This is a genomic window from Clostridium nigeriense (genome assembly GCF_050585265.1).
Classification (GTDB): Bacteria; Bacillota; Clostridia; order Clostridiales; family Clostridiaceae; genus Clostridium; species Clostridium nigeriense_B.
In genome coordinates, this window is the sequence record NZ_JBNOOE010000005.1 from 88669 (window position 1) to 115659 (window position 26991).

The 26991-nt window shown below is 29.9% G+C and carries 19 protein-coding genes; all 19 read right to left on the reverse strand.

What is annotated here, in order from left to right; all coding sequences use genetic code 11:
• Positions 1-28: 28 nt before the first annotated feature.
• The gene (rpsD, locus tag ACQPVP_RS06430; RefSeq protein ID WP_430848283.1) at positions 29-622 is read right to left on the reverse strand and encodes a 30S ribosomal protein S4; all 594 of its coding nucleotides are present in this window, start codon (positions 620-622) and stop codon (positions 29-31) included.
• Between the two features lie 195 nt (positions 623-817).
• Positions 818-2257, reverse strand: coding sequence for a 6-phospho-beta-glucosidase (ascB, locus tag ACQPVP_RS06435; RefSeq protein WP_430848285.1), 1440 nt, complete (start codon positions 2255-2257; stop codon positions 818-820).
• A 196-nt stretch (positions 2258-2453) separates the two neighbouring features.
• Complete coding sequence (locus ACQPVP_RS06440; protein WP_430848287.1) at positions 2454-4331, reverse strand: beta-glucoside-specific PTS transporter subunit IIABC; 1878 nt, start codon at positions 4329-4331, stop codon at positions 2454-2456.
• 296 nt (positions 4332-4627) lie between these two features.
• A complete protein-coding gene (gene licT, locus ACQPVP_RS06445) occupies positions 4628-5464 on the reverse strand; it encodes a BglG family transcription antiterminator LicT (protein ID WP_430848289.1) in 837 nt (278 codons plus the stop codon).
• A gap of 403 nt (positions 5465-5867) precedes the next feature.
• Positions 5868-12014, reverse strand: a complete 6147-nt coding sequence (locus ACQPVP_RS06450) for a discoidin domain-containing protein (RefSeq protein WP_430848468.1) — start codon at positions 12012-12014, stop codon at positions 5868-5870.
• 425 nt (positions 12015-12439) lie between these two features.
• Positions 12440-12979 carry a 6-phospho-3-hexuloisomerase gene (hxlB, locus tag ACQPVP_RS06455; protein WP_430848291.1) on the reverse strand — a complete coding sequence of 180 codons (540 nt, stop codon included), beginning with the start codon at positions 12977-12979 and terminating at the stop codon, positions 12440-12442.
• On the reverse strand, positions 12979-13605 hold the full coding sequence (locus ACQPVP_RS06460) for an orotidine 5'-phosphate decarboxylase / HUMPS family protein (protein WP_430848293.1): 627 nt from the start codon (positions 13603-13605) through the stop codon (positions 12979-12981). The genes hxlB and ACQPVP_RS06460 overlap by 1 nt, the downstream gene beginning before the upstream one ends.
• On the reverse strand, positions 13580-14545 hold the full coding sequence (locus tag ACQPVP_RS06465; RefSeq protein WP_430848295.1) for a sugar kinase: 966 nt from the start codon (positions 14543-14545) through the stop codon (positions 13580-13582). The genes ACQPVP_RS06460 and ACQPVP_RS06465 overlap by 26 nt, the downstream gene beginning before the upstream one ends.
• 1 nt (position 14546) lies before the next feature.
• Complete coding sequence (locus ACQPVP_RS06470; RefSeq protein ID WP_430848297.1) at positions 14547-15203, reverse strand: hypothetical protein; 657 nt, start codon at positions 15201-15203, stop codon at positions 14547-14549.
• Entirely contained in the window at positions 15200-17329 is a 2130-nt protein-coding gene (locus tag ACQPVP_RS06475; protein WP_430848299.1) for a hydantoinase/oxoprolinase family protein, read from the reverse strand. Before ACQPVP_RS06475 ends, ACQPVP_RS06470 begins: the two co-directional genes overlap by 4 nt.
• 58 nt (positions 17330-17387) lie before the next feature.
• Positions 17388-18677 (reverse strand): citrate transporter, encoded by a 1290-nt coding sequence (locus ACQPVP_RS06480; protein WP_430848301.1) that lies wholly within the window; start codon positions 18675-18677, stop codon positions 17388-17390.
• Positions 18678-18777: 100 nt separating this feature from the next.
• The gene (locus tag ACQPVP_RS06485; protein WP_430848303.1) at positions 18778-19515 is read right to left on the reverse strand and encodes a sugar phosphate isomerase/epimerase family protein; all 738 of its coding nucleotides are present in this window, start codon (positions 19513-19515) and stop codon (positions 18778-18780) included.
• A gap of 61 nt (positions 19516-19576) precedes the next feature.
• A complete protein-coding gene (locus ACQPVP_RS06490; protein WP_430848305.1) occupies positions 19577-20197 on the reverse strand; it encodes a bifunctional 4-hydroxy-2-oxoglutarate aldolase/2-dehydro-3-deoxy-phosphogluconate aldolase in 621 nt (206 codons plus the stop codon).
• Positions 20190-21254 (reverse strand): LacI family DNA-binding transcriptional regulator, encoded by a 1065-nt coding sequence (locus ACQPVP_RS06495; RefSeq protein WP_430848307.1) that lies wholly within the window; start codon positions 21252-21254, stop codon positions 20190-20192. Before ACQPVP_RS06495 ends, ACQPVP_RS06490 begins: the two co-directional genes overlap by 8 nt.
• Positions 21255-21587: 333 nt before the next feature.
• Positions 21588-22211 (reverse strand): DUF47 domain-containing protein, encoded by a 624-nt coding sequence (locus ACQPVP_RS06500; RefSeq protein ID WP_430848309.1) that lies wholly within the window; start codon positions 22209-22211, stop codon positions 21588-21590.
• Positions 22212-22239: 28 nt separating this feature from the next.
• Positions 22240-23292, reverse strand: coding sequence for an inorganic phosphate transporter (locus tag ACQPVP_RS06505; RefSeq protein ID WP_430848311.1), 1053 nt, complete (start codon positions 23290-23292; stop codon positions 22240-22242).
• A gap of 436 nt (positions 23293-23728) precedes the next feature.
• Positions 23729-23932, reverse strand: a complete 204-nt coding sequence (locus ACQPVP_RS06510; RefSeq protein WP_430848313.1) for a heavy-metal-associated domain-containing protein — start codon at positions 23930-23932, stop codon at positions 23729-23731.
• A 54-nt stretch (positions 23933-23986) separates the two neighbouring features.
• Complete coding sequence (locus ACQPVP_RS06515; protein ID WP_430848470.1) at positions 23987-25540, reverse strand: beta-N-acetylhexosaminidase; 1554 nt, start codon at positions 25538-25540, stop codon at positions 23987-23989.
• A gap of 108 nt (positions 25541-25648) precedes the next feature.
• On the reverse strand, positions 25649-26911 hold the full coding sequence (locus ACQPVP_RS06520) for a chloride channel protein (RefSeq protein WP_430848315.1): 1263 nt from the start codon (positions 26909-26911) through the stop codon (positions 25649-25651).
• Between the last annotated feature and the right edge of the window lie 80 nt (positions 26912-26991).

The following is a 26991-nucleotide window of genomic DNA, read 5'->3' on the forward strand; positions in this document are numbered from 1 at the left end:
AGATATGAGTTTATACACTAGCTAGAAGCTATCTTGAATAGAATTCTACTATTAGATTTTCATTTATTTGTATTGGTATTTCGGCTCTTTGTGGATACCTTTTATATACAGCCTTAAACTCTTCTAAGTTAGACTCAATGTAAGGTAATGTGTTAGTATGGTTGCTTATGTTTACAAGATAGTTTGGAGATTTTCTTGCCTTTTCAGTTAAAGAAATTTCTGCTCCAGGTTCAACCTTATAAGATGGTATATCTATTTTATTACCATTTACTAATATATGTCCATGGTTTACCATTTGTCTTGCTGCCCTTATAGAGTTTGCAAAACCCATTCTATATACTAGGTTATCTAATCTTGATTCTAATCTGATTAGTAAAGCTTCCCCTGTTGTTCCTTCCTTCACTTTAAATGCATCTTCAACATACTTTCTAAATTGCTTTTCTAAAACACCATAATAAGCTCTTAATCTTTGCTTTTCTAATAGTCTTACTCCATATTCTGATAATTTTTTATCTGCTCTGCTTGTTCCCTTAGTAGCTCTGTCCATCGCTTTAGGGTGTCCTGAGACATTTAATCCAAGCCTTCTGCATTCTTTAAATCTTGGGCTTCTTTTTCTAGCCATTGCTTTCCTCCTCTTTTAAATTAAACTATGTTCAAATAATATCATATATTTTTATTAATTGAAAATGATTATCAGTATTATTTATACCTATTTAGCTTAAATAACTCTCTTGTTCTTCTTTTTTCTAATTTATTGATAATATTTCTCATTTACACATAAAAAAAGTTTGAACTATTGCTCAAACTTTTTTTATTATTATAAACTTTCACCATTACTATTTATAACTTCTTTATACCAATAAAAACTTTTTTTCTTACGTCTCTCTAATGTTCCATTTCCTTCGTTATCTTTATCAACATAAATAAATCCATAACGTTTTTTCATTTCTCCAGTTGAAGCAGAAACTATATCTATACACCCCCATGGTGTATATCCTATTAAATCTACTCCGTCGAATATTGCTTCTTTCATAGCCTTTATATGCTCTCTTAAGTATTCTATTCTATAGTCATCATTTATAGATCCATCTTCTTCTAACACATCATTAGCTCCAAGCCCATTTTCTACTATAAATAAAGGCTTTTGATATCTATCATATAGTGAATTACATGTTATTCTAAGACCCATTGGATCTATTTGCCATCCCCACTCTGAAACTTTCAAATGAGGATTTCTAACAGTTTTAAATACATTACCTGCTGTTTGTCCTTTTAATATTTCAGCATCAGTACTTGCACATCTACTTGAATAATAACTAAATCCTATAAAATCAACAGTATTGTTTTTTAGAATTTCTTTATCATTTTCTCCAAACTCTATTTCAATTCCATTTTCTCTTAAAAATCTCTTTGCATATCCAGGATATTCTCCTCTCGATTGTACATCTATAAAGAATAAATTTTCTCTATCCTTATTCTTTGCCATTAACACATCTTCTGGATTACATGAATATGGATAAAATTCTCCTGCTGCAAGCATACATCCTACCATAGACCCTGGAATAATTTCATGAGCCATCTTTGTTGCTAAAGCACTTGCTATAAGTTCATGATGCGCTGATTGATATTTTATTTGAAGCTCATTATCTCCTTCTTTAAATCTTACTCCTGCTCCCATAAAAGGTAGATGTAATATCATATTTATTTCATTAAAGGTCATCCAATATTTAACTTTATCTTTATATCTAGTAAATATTGCTTTACAATAATTCAAATAAAAATCTATAAATTTTCTATTTTTCCATCCTCCAAACTTTTCTATTATACCTATTGGAGTGTCAAAATGACAAATAGTTACTACTGGTTCTATTCCATGCTTTAACATTTCATCAAACATAGAATCATAGAATTTTAATCCTTCTTCATTTGGAGTTTCTTCATCTCCATTTGGAAAAATTCTTGACCATGCTATAGAAACTCTTAAGCATTTAAAGCCCATCTCTGAAAATAAAGCTATATCTTCTTTATATCTATGATAAAAATCTATAGCTTCATGAGCTGGATAATATTCATTTTCTAGAGGTCTTAAAACATCTATTTTTCCTTCCATAACATTTCTACGATTTACACCTGCTGGACATAAGTCTACTGTTGTTAGACCCTTTCCACCTTCTTTATATCCACCTTCACATTGATTTGCTGCTAATGCTCCTCCCCAAAGAAAACCCTTTGGAAATTTATTGAATTCTTTATTCATATGTTTACCTCCAAATATACTTAATTTCTATAACAAAATAAAAAAAAGTATATTAAATATTTAATATATAGTATGCCGTAAAACAACGCACTTAAAATATTTTAATTTGAAAACTCTACGGTTGTTTTTTTCATCAATTCTTTATTCTACATTATTAATTTTAAATTAAAGGGCTAATTTAATAGCCCTTTCACTTTTAGATTATACTTATAATAGTATCGCCTGAGTTAACTTCTTTTTTATCACTTACTATTACTTCTAAATAATCCATAGTATTCGTTACTATAATAGGTGTTACTAATTCATAACCTTCTTTTTTTATAGCTTCCATATCAAATTCTACTAAAGTATCTCCAATTTTCACTGTATCTCCATCTTTAACATGTGCTGTAAAATATTTTCCTTCTAATTGAACAGTATCCATTCCTATATGAATTAATATTTCTGCTCCATCATCAGATTTTAATCCTATAGCATGCTTAGTTTTAAAAAGCATTTGAACTTTTCCATTTATAGGTGAAATAACTTTACCTTCTTTTGGATTTATTGCAACTCCTTTTCCCATCATTTCCGATGCAAAAGTTTCATCATTAACTTTATTTAAAGGTACTATTTGACCTTTTATTGGACTAGCTATAGTAATTTTATTAACTAAAGGTTTTTTAGAAGCTTCTTCTTTGACAACAACTTCTTCCTTAGTACTTTTTTCTTCTTCAGGGTCTTTATACAATACTAAACAAGCTATAAATGAAACTACAACACTTATCACTGCTCCTATACATGCATACACAAAATTCATCATTGATTCTCCACCAATATAACTTGGTAAAGTCAAGAATCCTGGTGATCCACCTGAGTAATTACATACACGGAATATTCCTAAAAATAATCCACCAACAGCTCCACCTATCATTGATGCATATAAAGGTGTTTTAAATCTTAAATTTACTCCATATAAAGCTGGTTCTGTAATTCCACAAACTCCTGTAATACCTGCAGATGATGCTAATTGTTTAATTTCTGAATTTTTAGTTTTAAATGCTACTGCTAAAGCCGCTCCCCCTTGAGCTACATTGGATGCTAATGTACCTGGATATATTATTGTATCATATCCCATAGTCATACGATTGTTTATTCCTATTGGAATAAGTCCATAGTGAGTTCCTGTCATAACAAATAATGGTAATAATCCACCTATTAAAGTAGGTACTAACCAACTAGCATATGATTCTAATGTCTTTATTGCTAATCCTACTTTATCACTTACAATATATCCTATTGGTCCAATTGCTACTAATAAAACTATTCCTGTTACTAATGCTGTAATTAAAGGTTTTGTAAAGAACTTTATAGACTTTGGCGATATCTTATCTGCTATTGGTTCTACATATGACATAAACCAAACGCCAAGAATTATTGGTAACACACTTGAACTGTATGAAGCTAATAATATAGGTAATCCAAATACTTCTATAGATGTCCCTGCTTCTTTAGCAGCATTCACCATTGATACAAATGTTGGATGTAACAACATTCCTCCAAGCATCATTGCTAAATATTGATTGCACTTAAACTTCTTAGCTGCTGAATTTGCTAATAATATAGGCAAGAAGTAAAAGGCAGCGTCAGCCATAAAGTTTATAACTTGATAAGTTTGAGAATCAGATGTTAATATCTTAAATACACTTAATAATGCAAGTACTGCTTTCATCATACCTGCAGCTGTTATAGCTGGTAATATAGGTGTAAATATGCCAGTTATAGTATCTATTACCTTAGCAGAAGTTTTTCTATTATCCACTTCTTCTACACTATTTTCTTTTCCTTCTATATTACTTATCTTCATTACTTCTTTGTAAACATTATTCACATCATTTCCTATAATAACTTGGTATTGCCCACCTTTATCTACAACCCCCATAACACCATTTAAAGCTTTTATAGCCTCTGTGTTAGCTTTTGTGCTATCCTTTAAATTAAATCTTAATCTTGTTGCACAATGTGTTAAATTTGATACGTTTTTTTCTCCGCCTACTTTATCTAAAATTGATTTTGCTAAATTTTCATAATTCATAGCTTAATTCCTCACTTTCAAAATTTATTATTAGTAAATTTGAAGAATTAAGGTTTTGCCTGATCGAATCAGTCACAATCCTATGAAACTTCTTGTTATAAATTTAAATACCTATTATCGCCTCCAACCCTAAATTATTATCAGTATTTATATAAAAAACCTAAATTAACATAATAATTAACTTTTATAAATACATGCCATTACGTAAATATAAAATCTATATTTATAAATTAGATATTTTTGTTAACTTAGGTTTACCTGATCGAATCAGTTACAATCCAAAAGTTTGCATTTATTTATTGATTTTCTTTTACAACTCTTGCAGTATGTACTATTAAATATAATTTTTCTTCCTTAGTTAATTCATCATTGAACTTTTGCTTTATAAATCCTTCTATTCTCTTTGTACATTCATAAGAGTTAGGATATTTAGTTTTTATAATTTCATATAATTCATTATCATTATCTTCATAATAATTTCCATTAACTAATCTTTGAGCAAAAAACTTTAAATGTGTAATAAATCTATAATAATTTATTGATTCTTCATCAAATTCTATATTAAAATGATATTTTACTATCTTTAATATTTCATTTATTAAGTTTATTATATCTACAATTTCAGGCATATCTTGACTTAACTCCCCATTTAAAATATGCATAGCTATAGTTGCTGCTTCATCTTCTGAAAGTTCTATACCTGTTTTATTCTTTATTATTTCTAATGCTTTAACTCCTATAAAAAACTCTTTTTTATGAAGTCTTTTTATATCCCATAGAAGAACATTTTTTATTTCTAAATTACTTTTATATCTTGACAATGCAAAACTTATATGATCAGTAAGTGTTAAATATATATTTTCATTTAATTTTATTTCCAATATATCTTCTGCATGTTTTATTATTTCCTCTGTCATCTCTAAGTTTTCTGCAGGAATATCATTTATTAACTCTACTAATTTATTATTTATATTTTTATTTTTTAATACAAATATCTTATCAACCTTTTCCTCATCTATAGCATCACCTTTCTTCTTTTGAAAGGCTATCCCTCTCCCCATAACCACTGCTTCTTCATTATTTTCGTTAATAATGGTTATAACATTATTATTTAACACTTTGTTTATAAACATATCTCTAACTCCCTCTCTTAATATTTTATTAGAAATACTTTATCATATAAGAATATATTTAAACATAAAAAAACCTAAACCAATAGCAAATAGCATAGTAAATCTACTAAAACTAATTTGATATCAATTTAGGTTTTGCCTGCTTACCAGTAACAATCCTTAAATGAATCCTTATTAATATGACATTATTGTAATATATAGTGTAAACATTGTCAATGCCTTTGTATAATAAATTATAATTTGAATATAGAATATCCTATAAAAATACATCTTCTTTTTCAGTATTTTCAACATTAAATATTTTTATAAATTATTTCTCTTTTATAATTACAAAAAAATAAAGGAGCCAGCTAGAAAAGTATTATTTAATAACTTTCTAGCTACTCCTTATTTACCTTATATCCTATTTAACATTATTTATTCTTTTTTTATTAAATAGAAAGAATGTTCCTACAATTACTAATACTATAGTAGATAATACTCCTACCATAGGATTACTTCCTCCTGTTTGTGGTAAAGTATTAGTACCTGAACTATTATTACCTGGTTGTTCTGTATTAGTTGATGGCTCTTTTGTCTTTTCTTTTAAGTTCTTAATAGCTTTTTCTAAATTAGCTAAAGCCTTATCAACCTCTTCTTGAGTAGATTTCCTATTATCTAATACTGCCCTTGCTTCATTTAAAGAAGTATTAAATGCATTCCAAGAAGTATCTGTATAATTATCTTTCTTTTTATTTTTGTTTTCATTATACAATTCTTGTAACTTATCTTTATTTACTTCTTCTGTTTGTGGTTCTTCTTGCTTTTCTTCTAATTCATCAATTGCTTTTGTTAAATTAGCTAAAGCATTATCAATTTGTTCTTGTGTTGCATTTTCATTTTTAAGAATTGCATCAGCTACTTTTATCGCATTTTGGAACGTATTCCAACTACTGCTTGTGTAACCTTCATCCTTCTTATCTTTATTTGAGTTATATAATCTTTCAAGCTCTGATTTATCAACCTTTGGAGTTGCTTTCTCAAGGTTGTCTTTTGCATCATTAAGAGCTTTAATAAGCTCATTAATCTTAGCTTCAGTTATATCAGAATTGTCTTTAACTGCTGATTCTAAAGCTACTTTAGCTTTTGCAAATGTATTCCAGCTTTCTTCTGTATACTCATCTGATTTAAGTTCTTCTTCTTGGATACTAGTTAAAAGATTTTCTCCTTCTGTTACATCTGCACGTTTTTTAAGTTCCTTCAATGAATCCTCTAATAACTTAGTTGCTTCATTAACTTGATCTTGCGTAACAGTATTACTATTCATAAATTCTATAGCACGATCATATGCTGCTTTCATAACATCATAAGATGTATTTGTATAAGCATTATTATCTACTTTATCGGCATTCTCAATAGCTTTCTTAAGTGCATCCTTATTTACTTCTGTTACAACAGGAGCTTTTATAAGAGCATTTTTTGCACTTTCAAGAGCCGCCTTTGCAGCATCTACATTTGCTTGTGAACTATTACTATTATCTTTAACAATAGCAACTGCTTCATCAAGTTTCGCCTTATATGAATCCCATGATTCCTTAGCATAATCTGATTCCTTTAATGATTCATAAGACTTTATTAAATCTGCTAATTCTTTTGTATTACCACGATCAACAAGTTTATCACTTGATTTAGCTGCATTTAATTCTTCAATAATTGTTTCTATACTGTCTGTAGTTCCATTAATTAATAAAGCTTCTGCTGCTTCTATTTTAGCAATTAATTCTTGAGAGCTACTAGTTGTCTTTATAGCTATAACATCTTTTGCTTCTTGAATAGCTATTTTAAGTTCACTTGTATTAACTAAAATATTTTCTGCATTTTGAAGTTTAGCAATCATACTATCAATATCTGCTTCTGTCTTAACATTTGATAATAAGTCATACCCTTCTTTCATTAATTTATTAAACTCAATTACGCTATTTTTTGTAGCGTTAGTAGTGTCTACCTCGCTCAATACAGTAAGTCTATCAATTAAAGTACTTATATCAATAGCTACTTCTGGAATTCTATCCCCTTTTCCTATAACTTCTAATTCTACTATATGATTTGTATTTCCTCCATTTCTTCCATGCATATAGACACGTACATATCTTGCTTTTGTTACTTCATTCAATGTAACTGCTTTTCCTGATTCAGTTTCTGCATAAGTAGGCTCTGTTCCTACACCTAATCCATGTACATTTTCAGCATCTGAATTATAAACTATTATAGGCTTAGAAAAATCTTCTGTTTCAGATAAAGCTATAACAGTTCCCTTATATATTCTAGAATCACTCCAGTAACGATATAAGTTGATAGACTCAACATCGCTTACTTTGCCAAGATCAACTTGAATATAAGCAGAACCTACATTATTATCTTCTCCAAAGTCTGCATAGTCATTTACTGACTTATTACCATTAACTGCATTTGATAATGGTTTATCTTTATTTACTATTACATCTTCATTAGTTTCTGTCCATTTACCTGTAATATTTTTATTTAGTGCAAGATTAGTTGATACTTCTTTCTCTCCGAAGATCTTCATGTCAGCAACAGTCATATACTTATTCACATCAGCATTTTGCCAATGATAAGATGCTGTACCACTAATACGAATATTAGTAGCTTCAACTGGGGCAAAAGTTATTTCTGTAGTTCCTCCATTACTCTTTTCAGTAAATGATTCATCAGAGAATGTTTCTCCTGATTTAACTTCAGTCCATGTTTGTCCATTATCATTACTTATTTCTAAAACATAAGCACGTAAGTTTCCAGTACATTTCCATATATTTAATGATGAATCAAAAAAACGTTTTGTGTAATCTACTCTATCAATAACATATGAACCATTAAGGTTAATTTCTAGATATGGGTTACCCTTAGCAATACCATTATCTACTCTAGTACTTGTCCAGAAGGTTGTAGGATCATTATCAAAAATATTATTCTTATCACCTTCACTAGTATTTGGCACACTTACTGTCATTCCATCAGTATCTAGAGGCTTACGCTCATTACTTGGCTTAGAAAGTTCTTTTACTACATCATAACCATAAGCAGTATCATATACAGTAACACCAACAGTTCCTGTAAAGCCTGCACTTCCAATTGTAGTTGTTCCACTCTTCACTTCAAAATATCTGTTTTTATTGTTATATGCAGACCCAGCAAGTTCTCCATCAACATATAATTTTAGAATACCGTTATTTTCTTTTACTCCAGTTATTACATGTTCAACATTATCATTAACAATATCTTCAGATACTGATGTTGCACCATTTAATGTGAAGTATGCTTTTCCATCTTCATTAATTCCTAAATCATAGCCATTTTCTTGTGAAACAGCACTTCCTTTTCCTTCTGTTGTCACTGTTGCAGAAACAGTGAATCCATTGTTTGAATTAAGAGATTTTTCTACATTTGATATTTGCTTACTTCCATTTAAACTTGTAGCATTAGTCTCAATTACTTTGTTATCTTTATGATAAGTTGTAATAATTGTTTTATTTTCTAATGCATTACCTGCTAAATCTTTAATATCTTTAGCATTAATCTTTAAAGTATTACCATCTTTAAGTGCTTCTGTCAGCTTAATAGTATATGTTATTCCATCTGCACTCTTATTAATAGAAGCTATTTTCGCACCTTCTACTTCAAATAATTTACCATTTACTTTTTCATCGAATTTTACAGTAATTGTCTTATCCCCCTCTGTATAAGCTCTTGTGTAATTAGGAGCTGTTGTATCCCCATCCTTAGATACACGAAGAATACGTACTTCATCAGGTTGTAATGTAACTGTATATGTTTTTCCATATTCAAGAGTTCCAGTTGCATCTGTTCCTTCTGTAAGATTATAAGAATGTTCTAAATGATAATTTAATACACCTGCATTTTCAGCTACTCCCATAGTACGATCAAATGTAAATGTAATTTCTTTAGCTGTTGTAGCAGGGTTTCTTAATGAAATTATACCATCTGTTCCATCAAATCCAGAGAATCCATATGCAGAGTTTTCTCCTGATCCATTTCCACTAAGTTTAGTACCAGTATTCGGATTTCCTCCAAACATCTTTGAATTTTTAAGCATATGATAATTTTTCTCAGCCCATTGAAGGAATTCTCCTGTAACTTCATATTTACCTTCTGTCATAATACTATCAGAATAATAAAGTTCCCAGAATGCAGTTCCACGTGTAGCAAGCATATATAAGTAATTCTTAAATTGCTCATCTGTTGCAGTAGTAAGATTCATTCCAGTTCCTTCTTTACCATATACAGGATCATGATTATAAATATTAGCTAATGGAAATTGGAATTCATGGTTCTTTATGAAATCATAATAAGCTGCATCACGGTATGTTATTTGACGATCCATCTTACTACTACTACTTCCTGCATCTGCTTGGTCAGCAGTACATTGAAGCCACACACTATTTGCCCATTGTAAATACCATGGACTTGGATTTACATAGCATGTTAGAGAAATCCATAACTTATTTATATCTTGTCCATTTTCACGAACTAATTCAAACATATCAATCCATGCTTCCCACATATCTGTTACATGGTACATATGTTGATATCCACCAGTCATATGACGGTTAGCATATCCAGGTACTCCATCTGCAGCTGGAAAAGCATTATATTGTGCACGGTCTACAAAGCCATCCCATTTCCAATAATTAACACCATATTCATTTTGCCAATCTACTGCCATATCTCCAAAGTTTTTTACATACTCACGATCAGCAACATCAATTGAGACTCCAGCCTTACTTCCTTTTCCACTCTTTGTAAGTATATCAGCTAATGACCCATAGAAATTATATCCTCCACGTGGCCCAACCCATACCCCAAAGTTACTTCCAAATTTATTAACAAGCTCACTTGAAGGTGTAAGTCCATCAGGGAACTTTGTATTAAACTCCCAGAAACCTGTTGTATTCAATGAAGTACCAGAACGTACTGCATCCACAACAGAAGTATTATTATAGTTATTCCATCCATCATCTACTACATAAGAATCAATAGGACGAACTTCTACATTGTTAAGTTCTCTATCAACTTCAATAAATGAATCAAGAATATTTTCATCATCAATTGTCATCATATTATCAAACCATGAGTTGTACTGAATACGGAACTCAGATGGTGTAGCAATAGATGATATATACTCAAAGAAATCAGCTTGAATAACTTCATTTTCTGTGCTTCTTGCTGCACCAGCAACTGTTTGCCATGTAACATATTTTGCACTGCCATCCTCTGTTTTAGCAAGTTGATTATCTTGTTCCAATCTTTCAAAAGATTTCCCTGAATAATATCTTATATATCCATTATCATCTACAATTTCTGTATCTGTTAAAGGGAACTCAGAACCAAAGAACATTCCTTGAATATAAATCGGTTGTCCAAGATTTGCTTTAAACTGATCCATTTCAACAATTCCACCAGCATCTGTTGGTATTGTCCATGTAGCATCGTTTTCATTTACATTCATAGATTCTAAATCAATATAATCGATTATCGCCTCCTCTTTTTGAGAATCTGGAACACTTATTTCTAAATATTTACGCATAAAGTGATCACCTTCATACATAACAATATTTTCAGAAATAGTATATTCAACACCCTTAAATGTATATGGCTTAAAATTAAATGTTACTTTTTTACCTGTTTTAGCAACATTATTTATTGTTGCATTAGTATCTGAAATAACAGGCTCTCCATCTAATTCTAAATTACTCGCAGCAAACTCTCTATCATTTGTAACAACCGGTGCTTTTTCTCCATGTAAATTAAATTCTGCACCACCTGCAAAACTCTGTCCATTATTTGAAGATGTAGCCACAAATTTCAATTGATTTGCACTTACTTCTTCATCTAAGTTAACATAAATAGGATTTACGCCATCATATTTAAAGTTACCTTCAGCTACTTTTCTCCATTCAGTAGAACTTGTAGTAAGCTCACTATCACTTGTTGCAGCCCAAAGTTCATAACCCTTAATATTTCCATTAGTACCTTCACCTTGTTGTCGTGGTGTGTAAGAGAATGATTGGAATTTTTTAACTCCATTTAATGTGAATAATACATTATAAGGATATTGTCTACTTCCCTGTCCTCCACCATAGTTTGTATGCCATATTGATGATACATTTCCATCAATAAGATTAGATGCAGGTCCATCATTAGGGCCAGATGCATTTTGATAGCTCTCCGCTGTTGCAGTCCACCCCTCTCTAGAAATAGCTGGTAATAAAATAGGATTTGATTCTGTTTTGGTTACCCTAATTTTAAATTCTTCACTACCTTCCTCTGGAATAAAGTCAGTAGATTCATTACTTGTTCTCTTATTTGTAATTTTCTCTGTTTTTAACTTATCGTCAGTTGTTGAAAAGGTACGTCCTATGTAGTCATTCTCAATTGTTAATTTACCATTTTCATAAGTTGCACGAACTTCCCCTCCCAAAACATCTGCTTTTACCGTATTATATGGAGTCGAAATTAATGTTAGAGCCATCATTCCTGCCAATGTTGTAGCTCCAACTCTTTTAAGTTTATTAAATATAACTTTCTCCTTTCACTTTAATATTACTTTTTAGTTTAAATAATTACACACCCTTTCATTTTTAAAATAATCATGCATAAATTTTATAACTTGCATGGCTTAAGTATCTAAAAAGTAAATGTTAACGCTTCCAAAGAAAATTATACATTATTTAACTATTTTGGTATTTGCACTTTCTAGTTAAAACTTTATATTTTTTTATTGTTTTCTATTTTCTGACTATTCAATTTTAAATTGCAAAAAAAGTGCAGATATTAATTTTGTTATTACTTCAATATGCTAAAGTCATCACAAAATTAATAGCTACACTTAAAAACTGAATTAAGAATTTAATACTTTATTTACATTTAAATACTACCTATCGGTAATACTTATTTTGATTACCAATGAATTTTAGTAGCTGACTCATTAGAAATATCATCTCTTTTACTTAAATATAAACATAAACCATCTAACACTATATGAATGCTTTGATCAAATAAGGAACTTAACAATTGTATTGATTTTCTCTCTAATCCTGTATCCCCTTTTACTGTTCCGGGAACTACAACAATAATATCTGATTCTTTTGCTAAATCTGATTCCTTATTACTTGTAAATGAAACTATCTCACATCCAGCTTTCTTTGCTTTTTTAGTATCAGAAACTACATTAGCACTTTTTCCTGAGCCTGATACAGAGATAAAAAGATCACCTTTTCTTACTGATGGAGTAATAGTTTCCCCTACTACATAAACATTATAACCTAAATGCATAAGTCTCATAGCAAAGCCTTTCGCCATTAAACCTGAACGTCCTTCTCCATCAACAAATATTCTTCTTTTCTTAGTTATTGCTGATGCTGCACTTTTAAATTCACTTTCATTTACTTTTGAAATTACATCTTTTATTTCTTCTAAAATAACATTTAATAGTTCCATTATTTATCATCCTCCATAAGAACTTTAAAGGCCTTAGTAGCTTCTTTTATATTTTCAGATTTAGTAATAGCTCCACCAACTATAGCTATATGAAAATTTGCTTTTTTAATAGTACTAATACTATCTTTACTAACTCCTCCAGCAACAGCTAATCTATTAAAATCTTTTAAATTGCCTATTGTTGAATTAATTAAATCTTCAAGGCCTATTCCACTATTATCAGAAGGTAAATGGACACAAATTATCCCATCTGAAAATTCTTTAAGGGCTTCTTGCTTTTCACATGAAACTTCAATTAAATCAATTAAATAGTCCTTGTTATATTTATTAGCCACCCTTTTACAAATTCTTAAGGTTTCTAATGAAGATCCTCCAAGTACTGTAGCAATATCAGCTCCAGCATTATATACTGCTTCAAATTCATATTCTGCTTCATCAACAGTTTTAATATCTGCTAAAATTATTTTATTGGGAAACTCTCCTTTTATTCTACGAACTGATTCCAATCCAAAATCTTTAATTAAAGATGTTCCTACTTCTATAATATCTGCATATTCTTCTACTTCTCTTATTATATCTATTGCTTTTTCTATAGATACCCTATCTACGGCTACTTGAAGTTTCATTTTTATTCTCCTTTATAAATTTATCTAATTCCTCTCTTGTAGGCAATCCCTCATTATCACTTACAAAAGTTACTTGAATTGCTCCAATAGCATTTGCTCTTATTACAGATTCATGTAGTTCTAAATTTTCTAGTTTACCACTTATTACACCTACTGCAAAACCATCTCCTGCACCAACTGTATCTACAACTTTCTTAACCTTAAAACTTGGTACTCTAAAGCTTTCATAAGCACTTCTTACATAAGCTCCTTTGCTACCCTCTTTTATTATAACATCTTTTATACCTAAATTTTGATAATAATCAGCAATTTTTTCTGGTTCACTGCTTCCTGTTAATATTAATCCTTCAGATATACCAGGTAATATCATATCACATTTAGAGGCCAATTCATTTACTACCTTAATCATAACTTCTTCACTTTCCCATAATGCTGGTCTTAAATTAGGATCAAAAGTTATATAACAATTATTTTCTTTAGCTCTTTCCATCAATCTATATGTAGCTTCCCTACAACTTAAAGATAATGCAGGTGGTATTCCTGTAACATGTACTAAGGAGACTCCATTAAAATTTATTTTATCTATATCTTCTGCAGTCATATGTGAAAAAGCTGAACCTTTACGATAATATGCAGTTACTGGATCCCCTGATGAAACCTTACTCTTAAGCATTGTTCCAGTTTTATATATAGGATCAAATGTAATAAACTCTGTTCCTATTCCTTCTCTATCTAAAAAGTTTTTTACATAATTTCCTAATGGATCTTCTCCAAGTTTAGTTACATACTCTACTTTATGAACTAATCTAGTAAGACCTGTACACACATTAACTTCTGCTCCTGCTAATGATCTTCTAAATAATTCTACTTCTTCTAGAGGACCCTCTTCCTCAGCTGTAAACATAGCCATCGGTTCCCCAAATAATATTACCTTACTCATATCAAAGTCCTCCTTTAAACCCTTCTATTTCTTTATATAACTCAACCGCCTTATTTTCATCATATGGATATAGCATTAAAACATCAAAAATATAAGGATTATAATTTATTGATAATAATTCTTTTGCAAAAGCCATAGCAGCAATTTCTCCAATACATACTAATCCTGATTTATATTTATACTTACCTATTTTCCATAGAACTATCTTTTCATTTTTTGTATAAATATTTTTGTTATTTTCTTCTATATGATGAAATAATTCATGAGCAAGCAACATACTTTCAACATCAATATATTCTAACTTACTACTCAACTCATTTTCTTTAATAAATTCTTCTACTAACATTTTATTTTTTTTAAATACTGTTATCTTATTGGGGCTATTGTAACAAGCAAACATAATGTATGATTCAGTTCCATCTGAATCTTTTTCTATATATTCTAAACCGATCCTTTTTAGAATTTTTTTAATAGGAACATCTCTGTATTTTTCTTTTATTTTTATAGCTTCTTTCTTGCCACACTCACTTGCTTTTTCTATTATTTTTTTTCTTAACTCCTCTGAAACTTTACCTTTAAGGGGGTCTCTGCTAAAAGCATATTGCCCCCACTCTTCATCATTTATATTAATAAGAAAATCTATTTTTTCTTCAATCATATATCGTTTTTAGCTCCAATTAGTATAATTTCTTCATTATCTTCTAATGTTGCTAACTCTGTATCCACAACTAGGTAAAGTTGATCTAAATCCATCATTCCAGCATAATCAAGCACCTTTCCCCCTGTACATAAATACATATCTGGTGTTAACTTAATGTCATTTTTAAATACTGATAATTGTTCCCACATTTCTTCTATAACCTTTGGTGCTTCTGATACTGTACATTTTCTAGCATCACCATCACCACGTTGAACTTTAATAAAACCTTTTTTGTCTACAATTCTTATTTGATCAGAGCCATTTTTCTTTTTAGAAGTAAATACATAGAATACATTACTCTTAGTTATTAATTTTGTTTCTTCAATTGTTGCTCCCATTGATTTTGCTGCAATTTCCTTTGCTTCCTCTTCGCTACAAGCCTTTAATAAATCTGTAGTTTGAACTTCTGAAGATCCTAAAGCTATGGCTGTTACTCTTGAGGTTTGTGAATCGATTTCTATTTGAACTTCTACACTGTCTGGAACCGCTCCATTAGCAATAGCCATATTAGCAGCTTCCTTTTTAATATCTGCAATATCTTTCTTAGTTGGAGATGGAATAACACGTTCAACAACATCTCGAATCATTGATAACGCAACACCTATAGAAGAAATAACTTCTGCATTTTCAGGAATACTATATCCTAATTCCATAAGTTTAGCAGTATATGGTAGTAATGCTGAGACTCCACCACCAACTCCTACAAGAGAAATTTGATCTTTTTCTAATTTATATTTTTCGGCAAGTTCTAAAATAACTGGTCTAATCTTTTCATAAGATTTTCTTAAAATTTGCTCACACACATCTTCAACAGTAGTATTCATATATTCAGCTAATGGTTCAATGGCTTTACGAGCAGCTTCAGGATTTCCATATGAATAATGTTCTGGCTTTACATATCCTAAGACATTAGCTGCACAACTATTTGTAATTGTAATTTTCTTTCCATTCTTTAATCTAATATAAACATAATCTGAAGGGTCACCATCTTTAGGCCTAAAGAATTCAACTTGTGGATCTTCAATTTCTTCAATTGGAGTATATACTGCATAAGGCATACCTGCTATATGAGCACTTCTTGGTCCAACATCAACTATTCCTTCTTTAGATGCTCTAACCATGCTTCCTCCTGCAACTCCTAATACACGTACGTCTAAAGAATTAACATAAGTTGGATGTCCACCAATTATTGAATAATCAACCGCTGGTCTACCATTTTTTATTACCCCTATATTAGTACTTGTACCTCCAACTTCAAAATATATACCATTTGAAGCCCTTAAGTACATTAAAGCACCAACAACACTAGCTGCTGGACCAGAAAGCATCGTTAATACAGGACGTTTTTTCATTTCACTAATATCCATTACGCCACCATCACCACGCATTATCATTAGTGGTACTTTAATACCAGCTTTACGAACACTATCCTCTGTACTATTAGCAGTTTCTAGCATCTTAGGAAGAATACTAGCATTAATTGCTGCAGTTCTTGTTCTTCTTGTAAGTCCATATAACTTACTTATTTCAGATGCTACTGAAACAGGAATATCATATTTTTCTGCAACTTTTTTAACTTCATTTTCTTCAGTTAAGTCATCAACACCAAAAGCCTTTGATGCAACTATAACATTTGACCCTTGTGATCTTAGTTCATTAATTGATTTTTCAATATTACTTTCACTTGCATCCTTTTGTTTTAAATATGTGTGATGTACTTTAATTATTCTTCCTGTTCCTAAATCAATATCATCAATTTTACTTTGTTTCTTAGCTAGAAATCCACTAAACCCACCTTTTCCCATTCCAATAATTCCAACTTCAGCAACATCTCCTTCTAAAAGTGCATTTGTAGCTTGAGTTGTACTATGAGCAATAAATATAACATCATTAGGATCAATATTATTTGCAGTTAAACATAATTTAAATGCTTCAATAACTCCAGTTGCCACTCCCATTTCATCATCATGAGTAGTCATAACTGAACCTTTTCCTATAATCTCATGTGTTTCATTATCTATTGCTACAGCTTTAGTATGAGTTCCTCCAACATCTATTCCCACACGAATTGCTCTATTTCCCATAATTACTCCTCCATTTTTATTTTATTATTAGTTTATTAATATCTTTTGTTTAGTCTAATTACATGCCATACATAAAGTAAACTACTACTGAATTAATTGCACAAATTATCCAACCCCAGATAACACCTGAACGTAAGAAATCTTTAGTATTTGTCTTTGAGTAGTTAATTGCCCAAAGATTCCAAGATTGTGTTGGACAGCAAGAAATGTTCATTGTAATAGTTGGAATATATATTAGAGGAAATAATAGTTCTGCTGAGAAAATTCCCATACCATTCAATATACCTAGTGTTGCAGCTCCAGCACCAAATACTGTTAATGGTCCACGGAATAATCCAAGTGGAGCAATCACTGCAAATAGCACGCATAATAATAATGTACTACTTGGCATTATTCCTCCTAATATGCTTTGGAAAAATACTGAATCAAATCCTGCAACCTTATTAAACATAGGTAGTATAAATAAGAAGCCTAGTAGTGATGCAACGTCTACAACACCATCATAAAATGTCTTTGAAATAACTTTTTCACAATCTTTGTAAGATTTAATCTTTCCACAAATAAATAATGCATAAAATGAAGCTACTATAAATGCTGGAATAGGTTGCCATTTAAATACTATCGCTAATATAACAGGTAATACAGGAGTTATTAAAGCTATTCCAGGCACATGTTCCTCAGTCACTGTATTTGTTGAAGTAGCTGCCCAAGCATGGCTTACTTTAGTTTTTCTAAGTCTTACAGCTAACATTATAATTACTACTAATAATTGTATTGCCATTGCAGTAAATCCAAATTTTAAGTAATTTGAATCATATTGAAATCCTTCAAATATACCTTGCATTTGCTTGAAAAGAACTATATTAACGTACATTCCTGAACCAACTGACATAAGATAAGATGAAACAGCTAGAGCTTTTGGGACTCCAAGTGATAATAATATTGGTAATACGATTACACCAATTGCTACAACTGCACCTGCTCCAAAAGTACTAGTAAATATAAGTGATGTAACTATTGATATTAATATTGTTGTAATTAATGGTTTATCTCCACCCAACTCAACTGCTAATTTGATAATTTTAGATGCAATTCCTGTTTTAACAAGAACTTGTCCAAACCAGCTACCAAATATAACTACAACTGCTGTAGCACCCCAACTTTCTGGTCCCCCTTGAAAAATTTGAGTTTGAGCATCTGCCCATGTAATTTCTCCACCTATAATTCCTAAGGCTGTCCATATGATTGCCATAACTAAGAAACCAATCATCATGTTTCCACCTCTTACGGCATATACTATAAATCCAACAAAAGTAAGTAATAATAAAATTCCAATAACCATATCCATAATATTTTTCTCCCCTTTTATATAAATATTAAAAATTAAATTATCTATTTATTACCCTCTTTCATATAACACCCTCTTTATTAAAAATTATATATATAAATTATAATTTTAAAGCTTTTTCAATTTCTAACTTAACCTCTTCTATTGAAGTGCATGGATATTCTAAAGCCATAGGCAAGTTTTTTGGTAAATTATTAAGTATCTTTTCTAGATTTAATATTCCTGTATCTAATAAAGTATTTTTTCTATTATCATCTGCATTTTTTAAATGTATATAACTTACAAAGTCTTTTAATAATTCTGAATTTTTTATAGGATCCTCATCTTGAAAAATCCAATTAGCGACATCGAATGTGAAAGAAATATTTCCTCCTAAGTCTCTATCTCTTTTTAAAAAATTATATATTTTCTCTGATTTTCCATTTTCGCAAGTTTGATCATTTTCTACAGTAAGTTTAATCTCATATTTCTTACATAACTCATCTATTTCCTTAACATCTTCCACTGATAACTCATTAACTTCCCCTATATTCATCTTTACATTATGGCAGTTCATATTGTATGCTTCATTAAAATAGCCTTCTATTTCTTTTCTCCTAAGCTTGTCCGCTCTAAACAGACATTCTGGAACAGAATAAAATAAATTGATATTATAGATATTAGCCTTTTCTTTAATATCTATAATCTCCTTATTAAAATCCTTTATAAATTCACGTCTTACTTCTATACTTTTTATTCCAAGCTTATTTACTTTATCAATTATATTGCTTTGAGGTACTCCACTCTTTAAATCATCAATAAATACCAAAGTATTGATTACTAATTTTTCTTTTTCCATACCTATCCCTCCTCTTATCTAAATTCTCATTTATTCCCTAAAAATTAATATTTATTTTTACCTATTTAGCTGCATTTATTAATCTTTCACAACGTTCTTTAAGTAAATCAAGATTTGATGAATTAATTCCTTTTGTTAAGTATCCTCCAAAACCTATTGCATATGCTCCACTTTCAAACCATGCTTTAACATTTGTGTCATCAACACCACCAGTTGGCATCATTTCGATAAATGGCATTGGAGCCTTTATTCCTTTAATCATCTTCATTGATAAACAATCTCCTGGAAATAACTTAACTACATCACTACCAGCTAAATATGACTTATACGCTTCTGTTGGTGTTGCAGCCCCCATTGAACAAAAGATATCATTTTCTTTGCAGTAACTTCCTACTTCTTCTACTATACAAGGTGATACTATAAAATCAGCTTTATTACATACAGCTAATTCTGCTTGCTCCTTATTTAGAACTGTACCAGCTCCTATTATTGCATTAGGTAATTCGTCTTTTAATTCTCTAATTAATTTTTCAGCATTTGGTAAACTAAAAGTGATTTCTAAAGTTGTTATTTCAGATTCAACAAGAGTCTTACATATAAGTTTTGCTTCTTCTAAATCATTTCCCCTAATAACTGCTATTAATTTTCCCTTCATTAGTTTTTTTAATTCTTGTTTATTCATTACTAACATCCCCTTTATTTATCTTAATATCTGTTGATCCTCTTACAACAAGTTTAGATGGCAATTCAATATATTTAGCTGATCCAATTTCTTCATTATTTATTCTATTAATAAGAAGCTTGGCTGCTTGAACACCACATTCATATGAATCTTGAGTTATTGTAGTTATTCCTGGTGGAATTAATGATGCCCAACCCCAGTCATCATAACCACATATCCCTAGATTTCCAGATATTTTTATATTTAAATTTTTCATTCCATGTAGTACATTAAGTAATGTAACTCCATTAACTGTGAAAATTACCCCTGGTTCTCCATTACATCTCTTTTCAAAATCAATTAGATTTTTTTCACATATATCTTTATTTTTTTCATCAATAATGTATGTAAAACTTTTTCCATCAATGTTATATAACTTTTTTACTGCATCAATATATGCATCATGCCTTAAATAACGACTACTATTTGCAGTTGTATCTTGAGTAAAAAATGCAATTTTCTTAAAACCCTGTTCATATAAAAACTCCATACATTCATAGGTAGATTTATAATTATCAGTCGTTATTGTATCTATTTTATTAACATCCTTTATGCAACGGTCAGCTAGAACTATCTTAACTCCATTATTATTTAGTTTCATTAAATAATAATCTATCTTACCTGTAGTGTTTATAATCAGACCATCAACTTTATTATCTAATAATGATTTTATACTTTCCTTTTCACTATCGGGATTATTATCTGTATTAGCAAATAGCACATCATATCCCATCTGTTTACAAACATCATTTATTCCTTTCACTACAATAGATGAGAATGGGCTCCCTATATCTGCAATTATGCAACCTATTACTCCAGTCTTTTGTGCTTTTAAACTTCTTGCAATATTACTTGGTCTATATTTAAGTTCTTTAATTACTTCCTGAATTCTTTCTTTAGTCTCTATAGACATATATTCATATTGTCCATTTAAGTATCTCGATATAGTAGTTTTAGATACTTGTGCCATTTCTGCTACATCTTTTATTGTTGCTCTTTTACCTCTTAATTCACTCATTTTAAGAAAGTCCTCCTAAACATAGTAAACCGGTTAACAAAATAAAAATAGTTTATGTGAACCGATTAACATAAGCCTTATACAGCTAAAGCTTTATGTTTTCAACTTATACAATTAAGAAACCGATTAACATAAACTACTCAAATATTCTCTTTAACTATTTATCCTTTGTGAACCGATTAACTGAACAATCTTGTTATCGATTTCATCTCTTGATTTAATTATATATCCACATTTTAGAAAATTCAATACATTTTTAAAATATTTTATATTTTCTGAATATTTGAAATAAATGAGGATATTTTATAATATCCTCATTTAAATCTTATATATTTACGAATTTTTCATTACTACACTTTCAATCTGATTTGCTACACTTTCACAAGAATCACAACATCTTTCAAAATATTTAAAAGTGCCTGTCCATGTCATAATTTCAATAGGATCTTTAGAGCTAGTATAAAGATTTCTTATACTATTAATATATAGTCTATCTCCCTCTTCTTCTAAATCATTTATACTTATAATTAGCTTATTAATTTCAGAAGACTTTTTAAAATTATGAAATTCCTTCATTAACTTCTTTAATTCAGTACAATTTCTTATAATTACATCAGTAAAACCTAATGCTTCTTTTTTTATTTTAGAAATATTAAACATATAAATTTTAACTAATATATCTTCAATATTATCAGTTACATTATCTATATAGTGTGCTAAATCTATTATATCTCCTCTTTCTATAGGAGTTATAAACTCTTTAGCTAATTTATTCATCATTTCATGCTTCTTTATATCTGCAGAATGCTCTATTTTATGCATTTCATCTATTCTTTCGCCTAGTTTATCTACATTAAAGTTTACCAAAGTATCTTTAAGTAAATTTGCTGCTTCACAGGAATAATCCACTAACTCAGCTAACATTTCAAAATAATTATTTGCTTTTTTACCTACCATTAATATCTTGCTCCTCTATAATTATATTTTAAAATATCCAAATAAATAATTCTGCCATTAAGAATCCTATTAATCCACAACCTGGGAATGTTAAAATCCAAGTCCAAACCATTTCTTTAACAACTCCCCAATTTACTGAACTAATTCTTTTGGCAGCTCCAACTCCCATTATGGCAGTAGTTTTTGTATGTGTAGTACTTACAGGAATTCCTGTTACTGAAGAAAGTAAAAGACATCCAGCACCTGCTAAATCTGCTGAGAATCCTTGATATTGCTCTAACTTAACCATATCCATTCCAACTGCTTTAATTATCTTATATCCGCCTATAGATGTACCAAATGCCATAACTAATGAACATAATACCATAAGCCATACTGGTATAACAAAATTTTGAACGTCACTTCTTCCATTTGCTAAAAAAATACCTAACATAAATACTCCCATAAATTTTTGTCCATCTTGAGCTCCATGCATAAATGCCATAGCTGCCCCACCACCAATTTGAGAATATTTAAAAAAGCTTCTAGTTTTTCTACGATCAACTCCTCCAAATATCAAGCCTATAATTTTTACAGTTAGCCATCCCATACCAAAGCCTAAGAATGTAGATAATATTAATCCATATATTACTTTTATCCATTCACTTCCGTTTATACCACTCATTCCACCTTGAAGTGCAATTGCAGCTCCTGAAATTCCTGCAATTAATGCATGGCTTTCACTTGTTGGAATACCAAAATACCAAGCAGCAGTAGCCCATACAACTATAGCAAATAATGCTGCACACAATGCTATCAATGCATAGTGTGAATCGCCACCAAAATCCACCATATTATATATAGTTTGTGCTACATTTGCATTCACCATTGTCATTACAAAGACTCCTAAAAAATTGAATATTGTCGCCATAAAAATAGCAGCACGTGGTCCTATAGCACGAGTAGACACGCAAGTAGCAATTGCATTCGGTGCATCAGTCCATCCATTAACTAAAATTACTCCTAAAGTTAGAATTACTGTAATTAATAATGGAAGATTGTCCATTACCTGACTAATAAATTCAAAAAAAGAAATTGTCATGAAATATCTCCTTTCATATTATGTAAAATACTTCTAGATTATTTTATAATTCTACATTTTAACAATATAACTTTTTTTATCATTTTTCAACAATTTTATGTATATTTTTTTAACAAAAAAGTACTTCTATATAATTTTGCCTATTCCGAAAGCTCAAAATCACTGTAAAATTAATATAATCACTTCTTAACTAAAGGAAAAAAATTATAAAAGGTTATTAGAGTAGACCCTTTATAATTTCCTAAAGAATAAAATAGGAGCTGTAGCACAATGAAAAATTAAGAATGAATAATGAAAAATTAATGAAAAAACTCCTGAAAGAGTTTTGAAAGGAAATTAATTTTAGTAATTCTGTAAGTATTCCATCAATAATTCTTCATTTTTAATTTTAAATTCTTAATTATGGCTATTTGTGCGACAGCTCCTATTTGTTAAGTTATTCGATTATATGACCAGAATTCTCCAAGCATGATTTAATTTGAATTTCAGTAGCAGGTTTATTGTAAATCACTTCAATTGTTCCTCTTGCCACATCTAGACAAACTTGATTTACTCCATCTACTTTTTCTAAAGAATTTTTTACTTGTGTCTTGATATTCTCGTTTGCAATTCCACTTATTTTATAATGCACTCTATCCATACTATATCTCCTTTCATATTTAATACAAATATAGTTTGCTCAAAGTATATTTATTTATTGATTTTTCCATATGATATTATCTTTATAATAATTTATACCTTCATACTCCATTTTTGCTCCTTGTTTTTCTAATCTAATCTTATATTCATTCCAAGTTCTTTCACTCTTAGGTGTCCATCCAATTTCTGCATATCCCAATAATCTTGGATATATCATAAACTCCATATTTTCAACATTATCTATTGTCTCAGTCCACAAAGGAGCTTCTATGCCTAAAACTAAATTTCTAGGTGCAAAATCTGTTGGATCCCAATCATATGCTGTTTCTATAGGTATATAACCTGCCCAATTTAAGCCATATGTTGGTACATTTTCATTGTACTTCATATCTAAATAGGCTTTGCTAGCAATTGAAATTATCATATTCATATTCTTCTTCCTTGCATCTTCATTTGAATCCTTCCAATTTTGAAGTATCACACTTGAATTTATTTCAGGCGCTGTATCAATTGGATCCCATCCAATTGGAATCTTACCATATTTCTCAACTATTTTAGAAACTCTTCCTACAAAGTAATTATAGTCTTCTTTTTTAGTACTATCTGCTTCATCTCCACCCATATGAAAATATTTAGATGGCGATATTTGAGATATTTCTTTTACTACATCTTCGATAAATTCATAAGTTTTCTCACTATCTGTCATAAGAGTACTAAATCCAACATCAGTTCCAGTGTATAAAGGTTTTCTCTTTCCATCAGGATTTAAAAATCCATAAGATGCTAAAGCTGCATTTGTATGTCCTGGCATATCTACTTCAGGAATAATTTCAATATATCTATCCACAGCATATTGAACTATACTTTTAAATTGTTCTTGAGTATAATATCCTCCTGGACCACTACCTACTTCAGTACTTCCACCAATAATAGTTAAATCCGGATACTTCTTTATTTCTATACGCCATCCTTGATCATCAGTTAAATGTAGATGTACTCTATTAATCTTGTACTGAGCTGCAATATCTATTTGCTTTTTTATTTCTTCTTCAGTAAAAAAGTGTCTCGCTACATCTATCATTAATCCTCTATAGCTATATTCTGGTTTATCATAAATCTTTGAGCTTTTAATACTCCATTCAATATCATTTACTAATTTACTTGAATCTATTTCAGGAGGTAATAACTGCCTTAAAGTTTGAATACCTCTGAATAGTCCTTCCGGTTTATTAGCTACTATCTTCGCTCCATCCGAAGTAATCGTAATATTATATCCTTCATCACCTAATGTACTTTCACTATTTACGGTTGTTAAATAAATATAATTTTGTTTTTCAATTTCATTCTTACTTATATTAAAATCATATCCTGTAGATGCTTTTAATTTTTCCTTTAAATATTCTGCAATTTTAGCTATTTCTGCTGTTTCTTCATCATCTTTTCCCTTTATAAAAATAGTAGTGTCTTTATTAATTATAAATTTCCCATCATTTTCTTTATATGTTAATGGCCTAGGTATTATGGTATTATTGATACTTTTTGCATCTGCAATTACCTCCGATTCCTTTTTACTTGTTGTTGATATTAGTGAAACTATTAGAATAACCATCTCTATAAAGGCAACTATAAACCATTTTCTATTTCTTTTAAACAAAGTATTTTCCTCCTTACATTTGTTTTTTCATTAGTTTAATTTTATTAAACTTTCATAAGAATCTTATCTATTCTTATGAACAATTCCTTCGAAAATCTTCCCCTTTTCTTTTGGGAGTTTCTTTTTTACTAAGATGTCATAAAAACCTGATATTATATAACTTATTGTCATAACTATAATTATTGCTAGCATTTCTTCTCCACCAAAATACTCTAAAGCCATAGCTATAGATGTTATAGGAAGAGATGTTGCACTACAAAATAAACCTATCATACCTAATGCTGTAACAGAATTAAGTGGCAAATTAATATATTTAGAAAGAAAGCTTCCTAAAGTTGCACCTGCAAAAAATGTCGGATTTCCTCTACCACCTTGAAATACTGATCCTAAGGCAACAGCAGTAAAAAGAACTTTCCATATATAATCCATTATGCTTACATGATTTTTAAAGGAATCATTTATAAAAGATTGCCCTAGTCCATTATAATTATCTCCAGCTATCCAAAATAATATTATTGTAATAACTCCTCCTATAATTGCCTTAATATATGGATTTTTAGTGAATTTATCATACATCTTACTACTATTATCTAAAACTAAATTAAATATAAATCCACCAATTCCAAATATCACCCCTAATAATGCTAACTTCATAATTACTATAAAACTTAAATCATCTAAGACTAAGCTAGGATATTCAACAGGCTTACTCCCAATCCAAATAGCTATTTCATTAGACACAACAGTAGTTAAAAATGCTGGAATTAGAGCTTGATAATGAAATCTTCCTTTTAAAACCAATTCCATACCTAAAATTGCTCCTGCAAAGGGAACATCATATATTACTCCAAAAGCACTTCCTACTCCACATATCACTAAAGTTCTTTGTTCATCATCAGTTAATTTAAACTTTCTAGATATAAAATCTCCTAAGGTTCCCCCCATTGCTACTGCTGAACCTTCTTTTCCCGCAGAACCGCCAAAAAATGTAGTAATTAAAGATCCTATAAAAACCACAAATGTCATATAAAAAGGAATATTCTTAGCTGCTGATTGAACTTCAGACTTAAGTAGATTCTCACCTGAATAAGCATTTCTCTTAGTTCTTAAATACATAAAGGTAATTAACATTCCTGCTATTGGAAGAAAATATATTAAATATTCATGTTCCTTTCTATAGTTGTTAGCTGCTGACAGAACTCTGTTAAATAAACCTACTATAACTCCAATTGGAATTCCCATAATAATGCTTAATTTAATCCATTTAAATGTTTTTCTTATTAAATTATAATAATCTTTATTTTCTTCTTTAGTATTTTTATCCATAATTATCTCCTTATCCTTTATTCTATTATTTGTTCTTTTTCTAGAAATAATTCTTATTGACTTCTCTTAATAATTACAAT